The sequence below is a fragment of the Lactobacillus hominis DSM 23910 = CRBIP 24.179 genome, assembly GCF_000296835.1.
In the GTDB taxonomy this organism is placed as follows: Bacteria; Bacillota; Bacilli; order Lactobacillales; family Lactobacillaceae; genus Lactobacillus; species Lactobacillus hominis.
In genome coordinates this window covers 1-16,381 of record NZ_CAKE01000008.1, presented here as the reverse complement: position 1 = coordinate 16,381, position 16,381 = coordinate 1, and the positions used below count along the sequence as shown (strand labels likewise).

Sequence of the window (16,381 nt, the reverse complement as noted above, 5' to 3'; positions counted from 1 at the left end):
CAGTACTAAAAAACCATACTCCGATAGAATATCGAAATATGGTTTTAAACAGAGCTAATTAATAATATGTCCCAAATTTGGGGTTCATATCACAATGATCATTCCTTTTCAGCTAGCGACTACAATAGTGTAGGATATTTACCTGAAGAGCGCAGTTTAATGCCTAAGTTGACTGTTTTACAACAGGTAACATTTTTAGCCAGTCTTAAAGGGATGGATAAAAAAGCAGTTAAAGAGAAATTACAGGTTTGGATGAAGAAGTTAGCTGTTAAAGGCACGCTCAATGACAAAATTAAGAATTTATCTAAAGGTAACCAGCAAAAAATTCAATTGATTGCTACTTTGATTCATGATCCAGATCTAATCATCTTGGATGAACCTTTTAGTGGTTTAGATCCTGTTAATGTGGATTTGATGAAACAAGTTATTTTAGAACAGAAAAAGCGCGGTGCAACTATTATATTTTCTGATCATGATATGTCAAATGTTGAAGAGCTTTGCGATAGCATAGTAATGATCAATAATGGTAAGATCGTTTTGAATGGTTTAGTTAATGATGTGCGAAACAGCTTTGGACTGACTCGCTTATTTATTAGAAGTCAGTTAGATTTAACGCAAGTACAGCAACTTCCAGGCGTTGAAAAAGCAATTTTACAAAATAATGGGATGTACAAAATTTGGCTCGAAAAGCCAGAATTTGGAAAAGAGATATTTAACGAATTATCTCAAGGGCAATACTTACGTACTTTTGATCAAGAACCTCCAACATTAAACGAAATTTTTAAGATAAAGGCAGGAGAAAATAATGAATAAAACGTGGCTAGTAGCTAAAGAAACCTATCGACGTGAAGTCAAAAACTGGTCATTTTTATTAATGATTTTTGCTCCATTTGTATTTATCTTAATAAGTTTTTTCGTTGGGATGTCATCATCGGCCAATTTTGATGATCAACCCGTAGGAATTGTTAGTTCTAATCAAACCATTACGCAAAGTTTGAAGAAAAACGATGATTTAAAGTTATATAAAACGCAAGTTAAAGCTAAAAAAGCCTATCAAGAAAAGAAGCTGAGTGGATATTTAGTAATTAAGCAGACAGATACTCAAATTAATGCGACTTATTATGGAAAAAAGAAATTAAGTTCAAGCATCAAAGATAAAGTATTGCCATTATTACAAATTGAACAACAAAAAATTAATCTATCAGTGGCCAAATTAACATCACAGCAATTGCATGCTTTATCAAAACAGCCACAATTGCGAGAAAAAGTTAACGATCGAGATTTAAATCTTAGCAATCAAGAAGATATTAAGAAGACTAGTTTCTTGTTCTTAATTATTATTTTGTACTTCTTAGTTCTAACTTATAGCCAAATTATGGCCCAAGATGTTGCTAGCGAAAAAGGTACCAAGATTATGGAAATGATTTTTTCTAGCATGCCAGGTGGAAATTATTTTGATGGAAAAGTGATAGGAATCTTAATGGAAATTGTTACTCAATTGGTGATTTATGGGGCAATGTTTTTAGGATTTTATTATTTAGCGCCACACATTTCTGGAGTGCAGGATATCTTTGGACAGTTAAAGCCAATTATAGATCAAGTTCTAGGCCAGATCGTTTCTTGGGGATTATTGTTTACTGTCTTAGGATTAATTATCTACGTGATTTATGCAGCCTTTTGTGGAGCACTTGTTGTGAGAGCAGAAGATGCTGGCAAAGCTGTTCAGCCATTAACGTATTTAACTTTAATTGGTTTGTTTGGCGCAATGAGCTTAGCTAATAAACCAGACAGTGTGATTACAGTTATCTTTTCATATGTACCATTTTTATCTTCATTTATGATGCCTTTGCGACTGATTAATGGAAAAGCAACGACTTTTGAAGCAATTTTATCGGCAACAATTTTAGTATTCTTTATCGGATTTTCAATATGGTGGATTCGCAAGATTTACCCAAGTTTAATTTTACAAACTGATGATAATGGTGTTTGGAAGAATATGAAACGTGCTTTTCAAGGAATAAAAGAATAATTTTATAGCAAGCAAAAAGGATTCAATCGTGAATCCTTTTTTCATATTTATTATTGATAAATTTTACCTTCTTGTTTTTCGTGTTTCTTTTCTTCCAGTGCTCGTTCGCTAGCCGCTTTCTTTGGCAAAATCCAGTTTAAAAGCATACCCATAATAGTCGATAAAGCTACAGAAGTAAGCTGGAAAGATCCAAGCTGCAAGTAAGCTCCACCAATTCCGACAACCAAGATAACTGAAGCAATCAGCATGTTGCGTTTTTCGCCGAAATCGATCTTATCATCGACTAAGATTTTAAGACCGTTAGAAGCAATTGTTCCAAATAGTAAGAATGAAATTCCGCCGATAACTGGCATTGGAATTGACTCAATGAGTGCTGCAATTTTTCCAATGAAACTAAAGATGATTGCAAATACTGCAGCTCCAGCTAATACCCAAACTGAATGTACTTTAGTCATGGCTAAAACTCCAATGTTTTCACCATAAGAAGTGGTTGGTGGGCCTCCGATAAAGCCGGCAATAATTGTGGAAAGGCCGTCGCCCATCATAGTGCGATGCAAGCCAGGATTTTTAAAGAAGTTACGCTTCGTGAGCGAATTAAGTACCATGATATGGCCCATGTGTTCGGTCATCGTTACAAAAGCAATTGGCGCCATGGTTAAAATGGCGGCAGGATAAAACTTTAATTTATAGCTGATCCCAGGCAATTCTAAAGCAGGTAGCGAGAACCAAGCTGCCTTTTGTACGCCTGAAAAATCTACAATTCCCACAAAGCAAGATAAAATATAGCCACAGACAATTCCCAGCATAATTGAAACTAAGCTGGTGAAGCCTTTAAAATACATTTGGAAAAAGAGTGTCATGACTAAAGTAAAGATAGCTACGCCAAAGTAAGTCAAATTGTACTTAGCACTCTTCATCATGGCGTCGTTTGCGGCAGTTGTAGCAAGCGATAGTCCAATTACGATTATTATTGGACCTACTACAATTGGCGGCAAAACTTTATTTACCCAGCCAGAACCTATTTTACCAATAATTAAGGCAACTACTACATAAACAAGACCAGCTGCTACTGCACCTTGAGCAATTGCGGGATATCCATCCATGCGCATTAAAGCTTGCATAGTTGCGACAAAGGCAAAACTTGATCCTAAATATGCTGGAATTTTGAAATGAGTCAAAAGCATATGGACCAGTGTACCTACTCCTGAAGAAAGTAAGGCAATACTGGGATTAATTCCAACTAAGATTGGTACTAAAACTGTTGAACCAAACATAGCAAACATGTGCTGAAGTGACAATAAGACACCTTGACCTAGACCTGGTTTTTCATAGACGTCTAGAATTGCGTCGTCATTGTGGAAAGCTTGTTTATTCATGAAAAACTCCTATTTAGAAACAATTGCAATTGAATCGGTATCATCGACTTCAGTGAGTGCAACTTTAACTTCTTCATTCATTGCGGTAGGGATGTTTTTACCAATAAAATCAGGACGAATTGGCAATTCGCGATGACCACGATCTACTAAAACTGCGAGATTAATTTTTGCAGGACGTCCTTGATCTATTAAAGCATCAAGAGCAGCTCTAATTGTACGACCAGTAAATAAGACATCGTCGACTAGAATTACTTTTTTATTAGTGATATCAAAATCTAATTGTTGATCATGAATCATGGTGTCTTTTTCTGATTTTGATAGGTCATCGCGATAATGTGAAATATCTAGTGCGCCAACCGGGATGTCGACGGCTTCTAGATTTTTAAGGTTTTTAGCAATTCTTTGCGCCAAATAAAGTCCACGTGTTTTAATACCTACTAGTACCAAATTATCAGTTCCTTTATTGCGTTCAACAATTTCATATGTCATACGCATCAAAGCTCGTTTAATACCAACACTGTCAATAATTTGTTTTTCCATAATCTATCCTTTCTGCATGATGACCAAAAAAAGACCATCTCAAACTCTAAAGTTAAGTCCAAGATGGTCTTTGCGAAATAAGGCGGTAGTTGAGAAAACTACTCACAAAACGCAGATTTCCTTCCTAGCCTCACGGGACTAACTTTAAAGGTCATCACTAATATTTGTTTTTATTTAACTATTTTTTTACATTTCTGTCAATTGTTTAATTTCTAAAAATCAAACTTCCAAGTAGTCGACCGCATGAAATCATCGCCTGGAATTAAGATACTGGCATTTAGATTGCTGTCAGGTGCTGGTGGATTTTGTGCTTCTAAAGTCACACCGTCATATTGACCAAGATTTTTAGCAATTCCTGTATGGTTAAAATGATTAGCAGTATAAACGACAATGCTAGGCGCATCCGTTGTCATAGTCATTGTGCGGTTAGTTTTGCTAGAAAAAATCTTTGCACAATTTTTATCGGTATTTAAAATAAAGGGATGGTTAAGTCCATGTTCATTTTTGATTTCTTTACAGCTTGAATCTAATATCTTACCAAGATGAGTAGGTTTTCTTAAATCAAAAATGGTATTTGAGACTGCTTTCATCCCCATATAAGGCAGGCTTTCGTCATCAAGTGGTAAGTAATAGTCGGCATCAATTTGTATTTGCAGGTTTTTAATATCGGAATTGGGTCCATCTAATCTAAAGTAAACATGATTAGTAGGGGTAAAAACAGTTACTTTATCGCTATTTGCAAAAATATTGTAGTCAAGGCAGTTATCGTTGTCTAAAGTATAGCTAACTTCAATTTTTAGATTGCCAGGATAGCCATTATGTCCGTCAAAATCAACTAAAGTAAATTTAACTTGGGCAAATTCTGCATCTTGATTGAGGTTAACTTGAGCATTCCAGACCATCGTATCAATACCAGTCCCGCCATGGATATGGTTATTACCATCGTTAATTGGCAACTGGAGCGTTTTACTGCCTAAGTTAACTTTACCTTTTCTGATTCTACCAACTACACGCCCAACAGTGCCACCAAGAAAGTTTCGCTGTTTAGAATAATCTTCTGGTTTGCTCAATGACATGATCACGTTTTCCGCTAGTCCGTTTTCAGTTGGTAATAAGACTTGTTCTAAAGTTGCCCCATAATTAAGCAGTTTTACGATCATGCCATTATCATTTTCTAAAATATATTCGCAGTAATCTTGTCCTTGATAATAAGCATAATGACGGGTAGTTATTTTCATAAATTATCTCCCAATTTTATAAAATTAATATCAGTTATGTACTTAATTATAGTAGACATTAATTAGTAAAAAACACGCAAACTTTTTAGCTTACGTGTTTCTTCATTATTTTTCTTCAAGAAATTGATTACCTGCTAGTTGACGATAGAAGTTAGCTTTTGTTTAACGGTAATAAGGTGTCAGCCAAAATAGCTCCATTGCTGCCAAGATCAATAAAACAATTCCAATAGGAAGGTTAGCAGGAGCTACGTTAAGAACTAGGCAAAAGATAATTCCAAATACAAAAAGTAAGATATTTATAATTGCCCAGCCTAAAAAGCTGATATCTAACCAAAATAATTGCCATTTATGTCCGAGCATGAGTTTTCGGCTTTGCGTAATTGCTTCAGTGGCTTTCATATCATGTTTAGAAGTAAGCATATCTTTCATAATATATGGTGTCATGGCATAAGAATAGCCTTTAATGATGTCGGGGATAATAAGGAGAATTGTCCATAAGCCTGTAAATAAACCAGTTAAAAAACTAGTTTTTAATGTTTTTAGATAGCGACCATGTTCAAAAGCAGCAAAGCTGGCTTTAAAAACATTGGGCTTATCTTGGGTATTATCACGAAAAGCTAAAATACTATAGGTTACGCCCCAAGAAATTATCGTAGTAATAAATGTCGTTATTAAAAATGTAGTTATTGAATAGATAGTTTTTTCGCTTAGGTTTAGATTTTGTAATGTCTTATTCGGCACAATTATTTCTTTATTGATACCATTAATTAAAGAAATAATTAAACTAGAAATAATATAGAGACAAATTGCCCACGACCAATTACCTTTGAGTTGAGATTTTGCATCCCTTTTTAATTGTTTTCTGTTCATTAAACTCTTCCTCCGCAGTCAATTCTCTTACTTAATTAGATAAATGGCAAGCCATGAAAAAACTGCGATATTCAAAGTTCGCAGTTTTTATTAATTATTTTATTTTTGCTAAGAGACTAATTCTTTTTCTTAGATTTGATAAAGAGCAAACTACCAATTAAGACACTAATTATTCCGACTAAAATAGCAGCTACATCTTCGCTTAAACCAGTTTGTGGTAGTTTTTTGGTTGAATTAGTTTCATTTTTTGCTTCTTTAGTAGTAGAAGCGATGTTTGATTTTGAGCCAGTATTTTTGACTGCAACCTTCACGACTTTAGCAATCTTTGTGCCTTGTTTAGTCTCTTTTTCAGGTTTACGGTTGTTTGAGTTCATATCGTCATTATTTTCAGTAGGAAGAGGCCTTGGTGCTATATTATCGTTATCGCTTGAGTTGTTATCAGGTTCAGGAGCTGGCTCAGGCTTGGGTTGGGGAATAGGATTTGGCTCTGGAGTAGGTTCAGGAGTCGGCTCTGGGGTTGGAGTAGGTTCAACATTAGTATTTGTGACAGTAACTTTCGCAGCCTTCGTAACAATATGATCCGGATTAATTACGTAAGAATAAGTAATAGTGTAATCGCCAGGATCTAGTTTTACAGAATTAGTATTTGCTAAAGTTTTTGAGTCATAAACTACTTTTCCGTTAGAATCAGTTAAAACATAGCTGTATCCGTTATTTTCTAATAAGTTAACAGTTTTAACGGGCTTCATTGTGCTTTGATCAGTATAAACGCTTTGAGCGGAAATCAAGTTATCGTTGGGTTGCCAATTTTCTTGATTAGTTAAATTGATATTCTTAGTCGTAAAAATAGGCTGTACTTCAAGATAGAAGTTGTCACTGGCGCTTTGATTTGCTTGACCTTCAATTATAGTATTATTATTTGAATATGTTGAATAGATATAGTTAGGCCAGATATTTTGACCATTTGGCAAAATATTTACGCTATAGCCCAAGTTCTTAATTTGGTCAAATGGCTCTTGCAAAGAAATGAGATAGCTTCCGTCACTATAAAGTGTAGATGAAGTTTCACCATTGATATTTTTGTAAGAGATTGAGCTTTTAGATAATGGCTTTAATGCATTTTGAACATCTGAAGGAACCGGAGAATAAACATTTTGTCCTTGCGAATTAGTTGATAAGGTGCGTGCATTCCAGCCAGTTGTACCACTAGTAAATTTGTCAACGTCTTTCATAACTCTCGTTGCAGGGATTTCATAATAAGCATAGGCAGCTGGTGTATTAGTTGATAATAAATTATTATTTTGATCCCAATAATATAATGTTTGACCCACATTAATTTGTCTTAAACTTGGTTTACCTAAAATTGAATCATCTTGCCCAGCTAGCAAATCAGTTAGATCATTTTTGATCTGATCGAGGTTAGTAATTTTTAGTTGGGCATTAATTTGAGCAGTTTGGGATGGATTGAGGTTTCCTGTAAGCATTATTGCAATAACTTTATCCCAGCTAAAGTTTGCGTCTTGTTTTCTAAGATCGGCTTCTGAAAGATATTGACCAGGGTTAACACTATAGTCGATTTGAACATTATTGCCCCAATTAGTAGTTACAGGGCCAGTTAAAACTGCATTAATTTGGTGTTTATTTGCTTTTTGTCCAAAAGTAGGAAGCGTCATTACAATTTCAGATTTACGAGTTTCTTTTTGCGAGTTAGTTACTGAACTTTGAACGTTTACTTGTGCATTAGTTTTATTAATGTCTACTAAGTGAGGTTCCACAATCCCATTTGTTTTGAGGTCAACACTGCTATTAAGTGATTGGTCAGTAGCAGTTTGACTATTAGTTTGGTTAGCAGGCTTAGCTTCTTGCTTTTTAGTCTCTGAAGTATTATTTATAGAGTTTTGCGAGTTCTGTTTTACTTGAGAAACATCTTCGACTTTTTGAATTGAAGAGTTTTGTACTTGTTGGGCATGTACTGCAGTAGTGTTAGCTGCACTATAAATACCAAAAGCAACTAAAGCAGAAACTACGCCTAAAGTCGTCTTTCTTAGCGAAAAGCGTGCCACTTTACTGTTTGTAACATTTTGAAACTTATTTCTCATTTTTATCATCCTTCATATAATAATTCGCTTTAAGTAACTACTGTTATTATAGCACTGCATCTTATTAAGGAGATAGTGTTTAGCTTATTATTTAAGCCAAATTGTCTTAAAAATAAGTTAGTGTTTTCTTTGTATTTATCTAAATTTGGCGCTATGGTGTGATTGAAGAGAGAAGGATGATATAAATGATTGATCTAGAAAAGTTAAGAGATAGTAATTTTTCTTTAACTAAAAATGGACATGTTGCTTCTTATATTCCAGCCTTAGCTAGAGTATCGGCTGACCAATTAGGCATAGCTGTTTATGATTTGAAAAATAATAAATTATATAAAACTGAGCAAAGCGACATTCGCTTTGCTATTGAAAGTATTTCAAAAGTAATTACTTTACTTTATGCGATTAAGCAACGCGGATTTGATGAAGTTAATAATCGAGTTAGCACCAGGCAAACTGGCTTTGCCTTTAATTCAATTCTGAATTTAGAAATTGAGCATGAAAATAAACCACTTAATCCTTTTGTTAATGCGGGAGCAATTATGACTACTTCGCTAATTAAACCGCAAGATGAGCTAACGCCATTTGAACAAATATTAGCTTTTGCTCAAGAAATTTGTCATGATCCAGATTTAAGTTTAGATGAAGAAATCTTTTATTCAGAAGATGAAACAGGAGATATTGATCGCTCTTTAGCATATTACTTAAAAGCTCATAAGATGATTCAAGATAATGTAACTGATAGTTTGCGGACGTATTTTAAACAGTGTTCAATGAAAGTTACAGCAGTTAGTCTAGCAAATTTAGGTGCAGTACTTGCTAATGACGGAGTAAAGCCGTGGGATAATGAAAGAATTATTTCTAGTCGCGCTGCTACGTTTACTAAGTCATTGATGATGACGACCGGCCTTTATAATGAATCTGGCGTTTATTCAGCAAGAATTGGTGTTCCGACAAAAAGTGGAGTGGGAGGCGGCTTAATGTCGGCAGTTCCGAATAAATATGGTATTGGTATTTTTAGCCCTTCTTTGGATAAAGATGGTAATAGCGTTGCTGGATTAGGTTTATTAACAGATCTCAGTGATGCATTAAAATTAGATATTTTTAAGTAAATTTATTTGTATTTATTGTGCTAATTAAAAGTTTAGTAAGACACAAAAAAGCCCTGCAAAAGTTGAATTGCTTTTGTAGGGCTTTTAGCTTTACTAGAGATGATTATTAGTTTTGGAGGCGATCAGTATTAATTGAAAAGCTCAGACGAGAATGAGTTAATTCAGTTTTTACTAATTTACCAATAGTATCCATAGAAAGTGCTAGCATTGCTGCAGCGTTTTTTTCATTTGCTTCAGTTAAGTAATGGGTAAGCTTTTGATCTGTGAGCTTTGAAGCTTGATCATCAGTTTTATGAACTAATTCGTTGCCTAATTGATCAGCAGCTGGCAAGTAGCCATCTAAACCAATCAAAAGACTCTTTAATTCATCATAGTCTGGTTGAATTAAAGCTGCAACAGTTCTAGTTTGCCAGTAAGCTTGATTAATATCATATTTATCAGTCGTCCCCGTATATGCAAGCGCTGTGCCATTTGCATTAGCATAAAACGGAACATATGGGTTAAAGGCTGTTGGGGCAAAGTTAAACCAAGTAATTGCGGCATAATCTTTAGGGACGTTATTTCTTATTTCTAAGATGTGAGATTCGGCACAACGTGCCATGGAAATAGGACGGAACTTGGTTTTTTCAGGAGTATCACCAAGGGGATCGTAAATCGTTTCATTATAGTGGGAACTTAGAATATAAGCGACATCTTCATGCTTTAATTTTCTGCCTGGGGTGAAAGCAAAATCTAAAGCATCACTGGTAGGGCTTGCTGCATGGTGACCTAAATAATTTTGACCAAACCAAACGCGAGGAGTGTTGTAACAATGATCACGAGCATTGTGCGTGCCAAATATATGGCGGAAGTTAAATCCTGAAACATCTGGATTTAAGTCGTATTTATTAACAAATTCTCTTAATCCATCTGCCCACATAAAGTGGCTAGGATCATCAAAGTCAATTTCTTGTTCAGACACTTGGTTGGCAATTACGGCTGCTTTATTGTCTGGTAGACGCGTTGCCGCCCACCAGTGGCCGGTTGGAATTTCCATGTACCAAATTTCATCTTTATCGCTAAAGATGATACCGTTGCCTTCATGTGAACCGTATTGAGCAATTAACTTGCCTAATCTTTCTACGCCTTCACGTGCGCTATGGATGAATGGTAAAACAATACTTAATAATGCATCTTCGCCAATGCCATCATCTACTAATGGATCTAAAGCTAGCACTTGGGGATTACCGTAAATGCTTTCGGTTGCACTCATAGCAACATTAGCGCTATTAATTCCACATTCGCCGAATTGACCATGTTTTTTATAGTTTACGAAAGGTGCCATTTGGTATCTTAAAGCATCAGTAGGTAAGGGGATATCTACGCCACTGACATAGGAGTGAAAAGTTTGTTTTTCACTTTTAGCGGGTACCATAATGAACTTTACTGGCACATTGCAAACCTCTGCATCGCAATTACGTGCAATTAAAGTTGAGCCATTGATTGTGGCTTTTTTGCCAACAATAACAGTTGTACATGCCATAATTAATCAGCCCTTTCTTTAAATTGGGTTAAATGCGTTGTAGTAAGGAAGTTCGATAGGTTCTTTATCATAAGCGCTAAGTTGCTGATCACTTAAGTATTTCTTGTTAATCACAATTTCGTAAGTGTAAGCGTTCATCCATTTTTCGCCCATCATGAAGTAGCCCAAGTGACCAACTTTGTTGCCCCATGAGTTTTGAATCTTCCAGTTGATTGGCTTGTTATCGTGTAATTCAACGCCGCAGATTAACATTGCGTGAGTTGGAAGACTTTCACCGTATTCAAAGCGTTCTGCTTTGTCTTTGCCTAAGCTAAAGCCAAATGAGCGTTTCCAGTCATAAAGACCAAGTTCAAGTGAACCAGTTGGTCTGTTGTATTCCTGCAATACATCGCAGCCGAACCAAACAGGGGTGCCGTCTTTCAATTGTTCAAGCATTAACTTGTTCATTTCATCCATTGAAACGTTAAGGTAACGGTTTTCAATACCATCAACCATATTCTTTGAAAGCTGAATAGTATAAACTTGGTTGTATTTGTAACCTAAGCCAGGAATGTTCATTAATTCGACATAGTCGTTTAAGTTAATGTCAACAAACTTCTTGAAGAACTCAAGTGGAGTTACTTCGCCAATGGTGTGGTATTGGTTATTTTCATCACGGTATGAGAAGTTAAATTTCTCAGGAGGAGTACCAAATGAAATAGCTAAAATCTTATAGTTTTCTGAGTTCATGCGACGTAGCTCGCTAGCTAGTTTTTCGTCGCTAGCATCGCTGTTTACCAAATTACGCAGTTTCATAGCATCTTTTTGCAATTTTCTGTTAAAGGCAAAGTTTAATTCAGTTGTGTTTGCACTAACTGCAGTTTCGCCCATTACAGAAGCAGGAACAACGCCATACTTTTCCATCAAGCTAACAAGTAAGCTCCAATCACCACCATCTTGTTGTGGGGTGTGCATTAACCAGTTAACTTTTCTGTCAGAAAGAGGTTGGTCTGCTGTATCAATTACATTGTGGTAGAAGTAGTTAGCTCTTTCTAACTTGTCGTAAAAGAACATGTAATCAGTTGAAAGCTCGAAATTCTTCATGTGGTGCTCTTTTTCGACGTGGTGACGAATGAAATTCATAGCTGAAAACATCCAGCAACGGCCAGAGTGTTTTTGATTCATTACATCGTCGCTGTCAACATCGATAGAGAATACGAAGGGGTGACTTTCGATCACGCTCTTATTAGTAATGGATTTCTTAATACCGTTTTCCATTACTGCATTTTGAGTGTTACGATATTTATCATTTTCAAGAAAATCTGATCTCATTTTTTTGAGATCTTCAGGATCTAAATCTTGTAACATGTTTTGTATCTCTTTTCTTCTAAAAATTACTTGTCTGTGCTGGTTGCTGCATCAGTAGCTTTAACTTCAGCACTAGGCATTTGTTCATCCGGTGTATAAGGACGTTTAATTGGCATACCCATTGGATTTTGGTGTTCACACATTACTGTAGTTGGGATGTTTGATAAAGCCTTACCAGGTTTCTTTAAACCTTCAACTTCCCAAGTGAAAGGAGAGAATTTGTTGGTTGGATCAACCCAGTTAGAGTGCTTTTTTGAAAGTTGATACATAACGAAACATATCCCTAAAATAACCGCAACTAAGACTAAAATTACAGAAACATAAACTACAGGAGAACCAACTTCTGCTTTAACTTGTGCAGGTGGCCAAATGGCTAGCACAATTCCGAATATGGAAGATAATATACCGATACCACCGACAAGCCAGGCTCCAAACATTCCGCCAGGAACTTTGAATGCACGTGGCCGATTTGGCTGATCATAACGTAGACGTAAGAAAGTAGTAAACATTAATACGTAATAGAATAAATATAAAACGGTGATGGTTTGGGTAAGTAAAATTACAAATCCCTCAACATTTGGAATCAATTTTACTAAATAAGCAATAATAGTTGTTCCTGTAATTTGCGTGTACATCAAGTGAGCAGGCATGTTATTCTTATTCTTTTGTTGGAACCATTTTGGTAAGAATCCACTACCACCGGCTTGGCCTAACATAAATGAAGGACCAGACATATTAGTAACGACCATTGCAACAGTGTTGCAAAGTAATGCCCAAACTAAGACCATGTATAACCATGGCATCCCAATAGTAGAACCAAGTACTCTGAATACTGAGAATAAAGTATAAAGCACATTGATTTGCTTTTCTGGAATGATCATCGCAATGATTACAGTACCAATTACGAAGATTAAGAATGCTAAGATAACTGAAATGAACATTGCTTTAGCAAAGTCTTTTTCTGGGTGCCGCAACTGCTTAATGTGGGCAGCATTCATATCAATACCAGTGTATGAGAAGAATACCCCAGCCGCTAGTGCTAGCGTACTCATGCCGTTCCACTTCGGGATTAAACCTTTAAAAGTCATTGGAATAACTGGTTGATGACCTTGCGCAACCCAAACAATAGCTAAAATGATCATAATGGCTAACGGAATTAAGCTTCCGATAATAACACCGTATTTGGCGATATTAGAGAAGGCTTTAATACCTTTGGTTGCTAAGAATGTCAATAACCAGTAAAACAATACCCATCCAGTCATAATTAAAACTTCATGTTGTGGATTTTGGGCAAACTTTACAGCGGCATCATAGTTTGGAGTATAAAACAGGATTGTCGCAGTAAAACTTGGCATCGCAATACCGAAGTTCAACATTGTTTGGAACCATAAAATTAACAAACAAGTAAGTCCCCAGCCTTTACCTAAGCCTTCGCCTACCCATCTGAAAATACCTCCACGTTCACTCCAGCCGGATGCTAATTCGGCGGCAACAAGTGCTGTAGGAATGAAGAACAAAATCGCACCTAGTGCGAAGTAAGTTACTGAAGCCAGTCCGTAAAATGATTGTTGAACATCATTTGCTAAACCAGCTACCATGGAGACGTTCATCATGGTCAAAGCTAAGACTGAGATATAGACCTTTTTTTGTTGGGTCTTATTATTAACCATAAAAACATCAACTCCTTAAACAGATAAAGTTTTTCTAATAAGATGTTGGACAGTTATTATGTTTTTCATGTTAATTAAAGAGTTATAAATTATGGATCAAATACAAATTTTTAATAATTGGCGCTCTCTAAATAATTAGATTTTGGAAAGTAATCCAGTATATATTTTGTACATCTCTAACAGAAAATATAAATTTACAAGTTCGTCATCAATTAGAAAATTTATACAATTATGAACAGATATATGTAATTACTAAAATTAGCTAGCTATTAATCTATTCACTGTGAGATTAGATCATTTTAGGTAATAAAAGCAAATAAAATGTTCTAATATATTAAATTTGTTTGATTGAGTGTAATTACTTGTTAAAAATAAATTCAGGATCTATCCTGAACTTGAAAGTGTCTGCATTAATAGGTTTGAAATTTTATCTTATTATAGAAAAAATAATTTAATCCTAATTATATTAGTTATTTACTTAATAGTAATTCGATTTTTTAATAGTAATTCGATTTCTTTTATTTGCTTTTAAAATTTTTGATGATTATTCTTGAGTTGAAAGCTAAAAATATATTAATATAGCTAGATTAAAAGGTGGTAAGAAATATGGGAAAGACAACTTCTCCCAAAAAGCTGACGTTTATGTCCATCTACTTTTTAGGGATTAACGGAATTATTGGTTCAGGTGCCTTCTTGCTTCCACAAGCGATGTACAAAGACATGAACCTTTTAAGTGTAGTAGTTTTGCTATCAGCTGCCTTAACAGTTAGTTTAATTGCTTTATGCTATGCAGATTTAGCAAGTAGATTTACTGGATCGGGTGCTGCATGGCTATATTCATATAATGCATTTGGTAGATTTGCAGGTTATGAATTAGGTGTGTTTACTTGGTTTTTAGGATGTTGTACTTATGCAGCAGAAATAGTTGCATTTTTAACAACTTTAAAGAGTTTTGTGCCTGCATATAAACAAACATCAATTTATTTTGCGACAGGAATTGGATTAATCATTCTATTTTCAATTATTAACTTCTTTGGTCGTTCGCTAGTAAAGTTGATTGATAATACATCTTCATTTGCCAAGCTTGCCACCATTATTATCTTTATCGTAGTTGGCATGTTCTTTATGCATAAAGCAAACTTCCAGCCAGTAATGCCAGCAGCTGCTGCAAAAGGAGTTGGACCATTTTTTCACCATTTCGGTGCAGCCTTTAGCGTTGTGTTTTATTTATTTAGTGGTTTCTCATTTATTCCAATTGCGGCTTCACAAATGAAAAATCCCGCTAAAAATATTCCGCGGGCTTTAATTGCCGTAATGGTTAGTGTAAGTATTCTTTATACTTTAATGCTTTTAATTGCCATCGGTATTTTAGGCGAGAAGATGTCCTTATACACCATCCCAGTTGCCAATGCCTTTAAAGCTGCAGTCGGAGAATGGGGATATATCTTAATTATTGTCGGAGTTTTATTAAGTATTTTTGGTGTGGCATTTACTTGTTCATTCAACACGCCAGCTTTAATTGCTTCCTTATCTCTTGAACACCAATTATTACCAGCTTGGGTTGGTAAGAAAAATAAGTTTGATGCTCCATGGGTCGGAATTTTATTAACAGCTGCTGTAACGCTATTATTAATTACCCAATCATATCTATTCTTAGTAGGTTGCATTGTTTTAGCATCATTTGTTCAATATGTTCCATCGATCTTTGCAGTTATTAAATTTAAGCACACTAACGAATATCCAAACCACGGTTTCAAATTGCCTGGTGGCGATACCATCCCAGTATTGGCTTTGTTAGTAGCTTGCTATTTAATCTTTAACTTTACTTGGGAAACTATCTTGTTAGCTATTGTCGTTGCCGCTGCAACTGCAGTTTTGTACTTCTTCATTGGCAAGAAGCGTTTGGCTAAAATGGGCGGTATTCCAACATCTGTTAGAGAGCAAAGGAACCACCAGAAGATAAATACCAGTACTTCAAATAAGAACTAATAATTATTAATTTATTGCATTAAAAAAGATCATTCATGGCGAATGATCTTTTTGCTTTGTTTAACTAATTTAAGTTTCGGCTCTATAATAAATCCTGTTGATGGATATCTATGATATTCTATCGACAGGATTTTTTTATTGCATAAAGAAAGAGGCCATAAGCCTCACTGCATTAAATCTTCTGATTCCACTCTAAAGAATAAAGGTGATTGCTTATGTCCTCTAACAATGATTGTATTAAATTTCATCTCAATATTGAAGACCCTAATATTGTTTTTTCTGATTATTTTAAAAAATATATTAACGGCAAATATCATAGCGTTTATCAAGCCGAGCTTATTCAGCCTGCTTGTCCTTACTGCCATTCCAATAATCTTAAGCATAATGGTCACTATACTTCTAACGTGCGTTTTATTACTGCTGATGCTAGTCATTCAGTTACTATTAGACTTAAAAAGCAGCGTGTTCTTTGCAATGACTGCCTTAAAAGATCTATGGCTCAGTCTAACCTTGTTAATAAATATTGCCACATTTCTAATGCATCTAAACGTAAGATCTTAGCTGCTCTTACAGAAGATCGCTCTATGACCAGTAT

Annotated in this window: 12 protein-coding genes and 1 pseudogene; 5 read left to right on the top strand and 8 right to left on the bottom strand. The window is 35.3% G+C overall.

Annotated elements, in window-relative coordinates; translation table 11 throughout:
* The first annotated feature begins 66 nt into the window (after positions 1-66).
* On the top strand, positions 67-813 hold the full coding sequence (locus tag BN55_RS04230; protein WP_008470602.1) for an ABC transporter ATP-binding protein: 747 nt from the start codon (positions 67-69) through the stop codon (positions 811-813).
* Positions 806-2,029: an ABC transporter permease gene (locus BN55_RS04225; protein ID WP_008470601.1), complete on the top strand. Its 1,224-nt coding sequence runs from the start codon at positions 806-808 to the stop codon at positions 2,027-2,029. Before BN55_RS04230 ends, BN55_RS04225 begins: the two co-directional genes overlap by 8 nt.
* A gap of 50 nt (positions 2,030-2,079) precedes the next feature.
* Here the strand turns inward: BN55_RS04225 and BN55_RS04220 are convergent, their stop codons facing one another.
* From BN55_RS04220 to BN55_RS04200, 5 genes are all read right to left on the bottom strand, one after another.
* The gene (locus BN55_RS04220) at positions 2,080-3,405 is read right to left on the bottom strand and encodes a solute carrier family 23 protein (protein ID WP_008470599.1); all 1,326 of its coding nucleotides are present in this window, start codon (positions 3,403-3,405) and stop codon (positions 2,080-2,082) included.
* A gap of 9 nt (positions 3,406-3,414) precedes the next feature.
* On the bottom strand, positions 3,415-3,945 hold the full coding sequence (gene pyrR, locus BN55_RS04215) for a bifunctional pyr operon transcriptional regulator/uracil phosphoribosyltransferase PyrR (protein ID WP_008470597.1): 531 nt from the start codon (positions 3,943-3,945) through the stop codon (positions 3,415-3,417).
* A 212-nt stretch (positions 3,946-4,157) separates the two neighbouring features.
* Positions 4,158-5,183, bottom strand: a complete 1,026-nt coding sequence (locus tag BN55_RS04210; RefSeq protein WP_008470596.1) for an aldose epimerase family protein — start codon at positions 5,181-5,183, stop codon at positions 4,158-4,160.
* Between the two features lie 162 nt (positions 5,184-5,345).
* Complete coding sequence (locus tag BN55_RS04205) at positions 5,346-6,053, bottom strand: DUF975 family protein (protein ID WP_008470595.1); 708 nt, start codon at positions 6,051-6,053, stop codon at positions 5,346-5,348.
* 116 nt (positions 6,054-6,169) lie between these two features.
* Positions 6,170-8,152 (bottom strand): YSIRK-type signal peptide-containing protein, encoded by a 1,983-nt coding sequence (locus BN55_RS04200; RefSeq protein WP_008470594.1) that lies wholly within the window; start codon positions 8,150-8,152, stop codon positions 6,170-6,172.
* Positions 8,153-8,337: 185 nt separating this feature from the next.
* On the opposite strand from BN55_RS04200, the gene glsA reads away from it, so the two are divergent.
* A complete protein-coding gene (glsA, locus tag BN55_RS04195) occupies positions 8,338-9,258 on the top strand; it encodes a glutaminase A (RefSeq protein ID WP_008470593.1) in 921 nt (306 codons plus the stop codon).
* 106 nt (positions 9,259-9,364) lie between these two features.
* Here glsA and BN55_RS04190 read toward each other — a convergent pair whose 3' ends face one another.
* From BN55_RS04190 to BN55_RS04180, 3 genes are read right to left on the bottom strand one after another with little or no spacing between them, the layout of a single operon-like run.
* On the bottom strand, positions 9,365-10,780 hold the full coding sequence (locus BN55_RS04190; protein WP_008470592.1) for a C69 family dipeptidase: 1,416 nt from the start codon (positions 10,778-10,780) through the stop codon (positions 9,365-9,367).
* Positions 10,781-10,798: 18 nt separating this feature from the next.
* Positions 10,799-12,127, bottom strand: a complete 1,329-nt coding sequence (locus tag BN55_RS04185) for a C1 family peptidase (RefSeq protein WP_008470591.1) — start codon at positions 12,125-12,127, stop codon at positions 10,799-10,801.
* A gap of 26 nt (positions 12,128-12,153) precedes the next feature.
* Entirely contained in the window at positions 12,154-13,797 is a 1,644-nt protein-coding gene (locus BN55_RS04180; RefSeq protein ID WP_008470590.1) for an APC family permease, read from the bottom strand.
* A gap of 606 nt (positions 13,798-14,403) precedes the next feature.
* On the opposite strand from BN55_RS04180, the gene BN55_RS04175 reads away from it, so the two are divergent.
* Both BN55_RS04175 and BN55_RS04170 read left to right on the top strand, forming a co-directional pair.
* Complete coding sequence (locus tag BN55_RS04175) at positions 14,404-15,786, top strand: APC family permease (protein WP_008470589.1); 1,383 nt, start codon at positions 14,404-14,406, stop codon at positions 15,784-15,786.
* Positions 15,787-16,001: 215 nt separating this feature from the next.
* Positions 16,002-16,381 (top strand): annotated as a pseudogene (locus tag BN55_RS04170) (ISL3 family transposase); the annotation flags it as partial.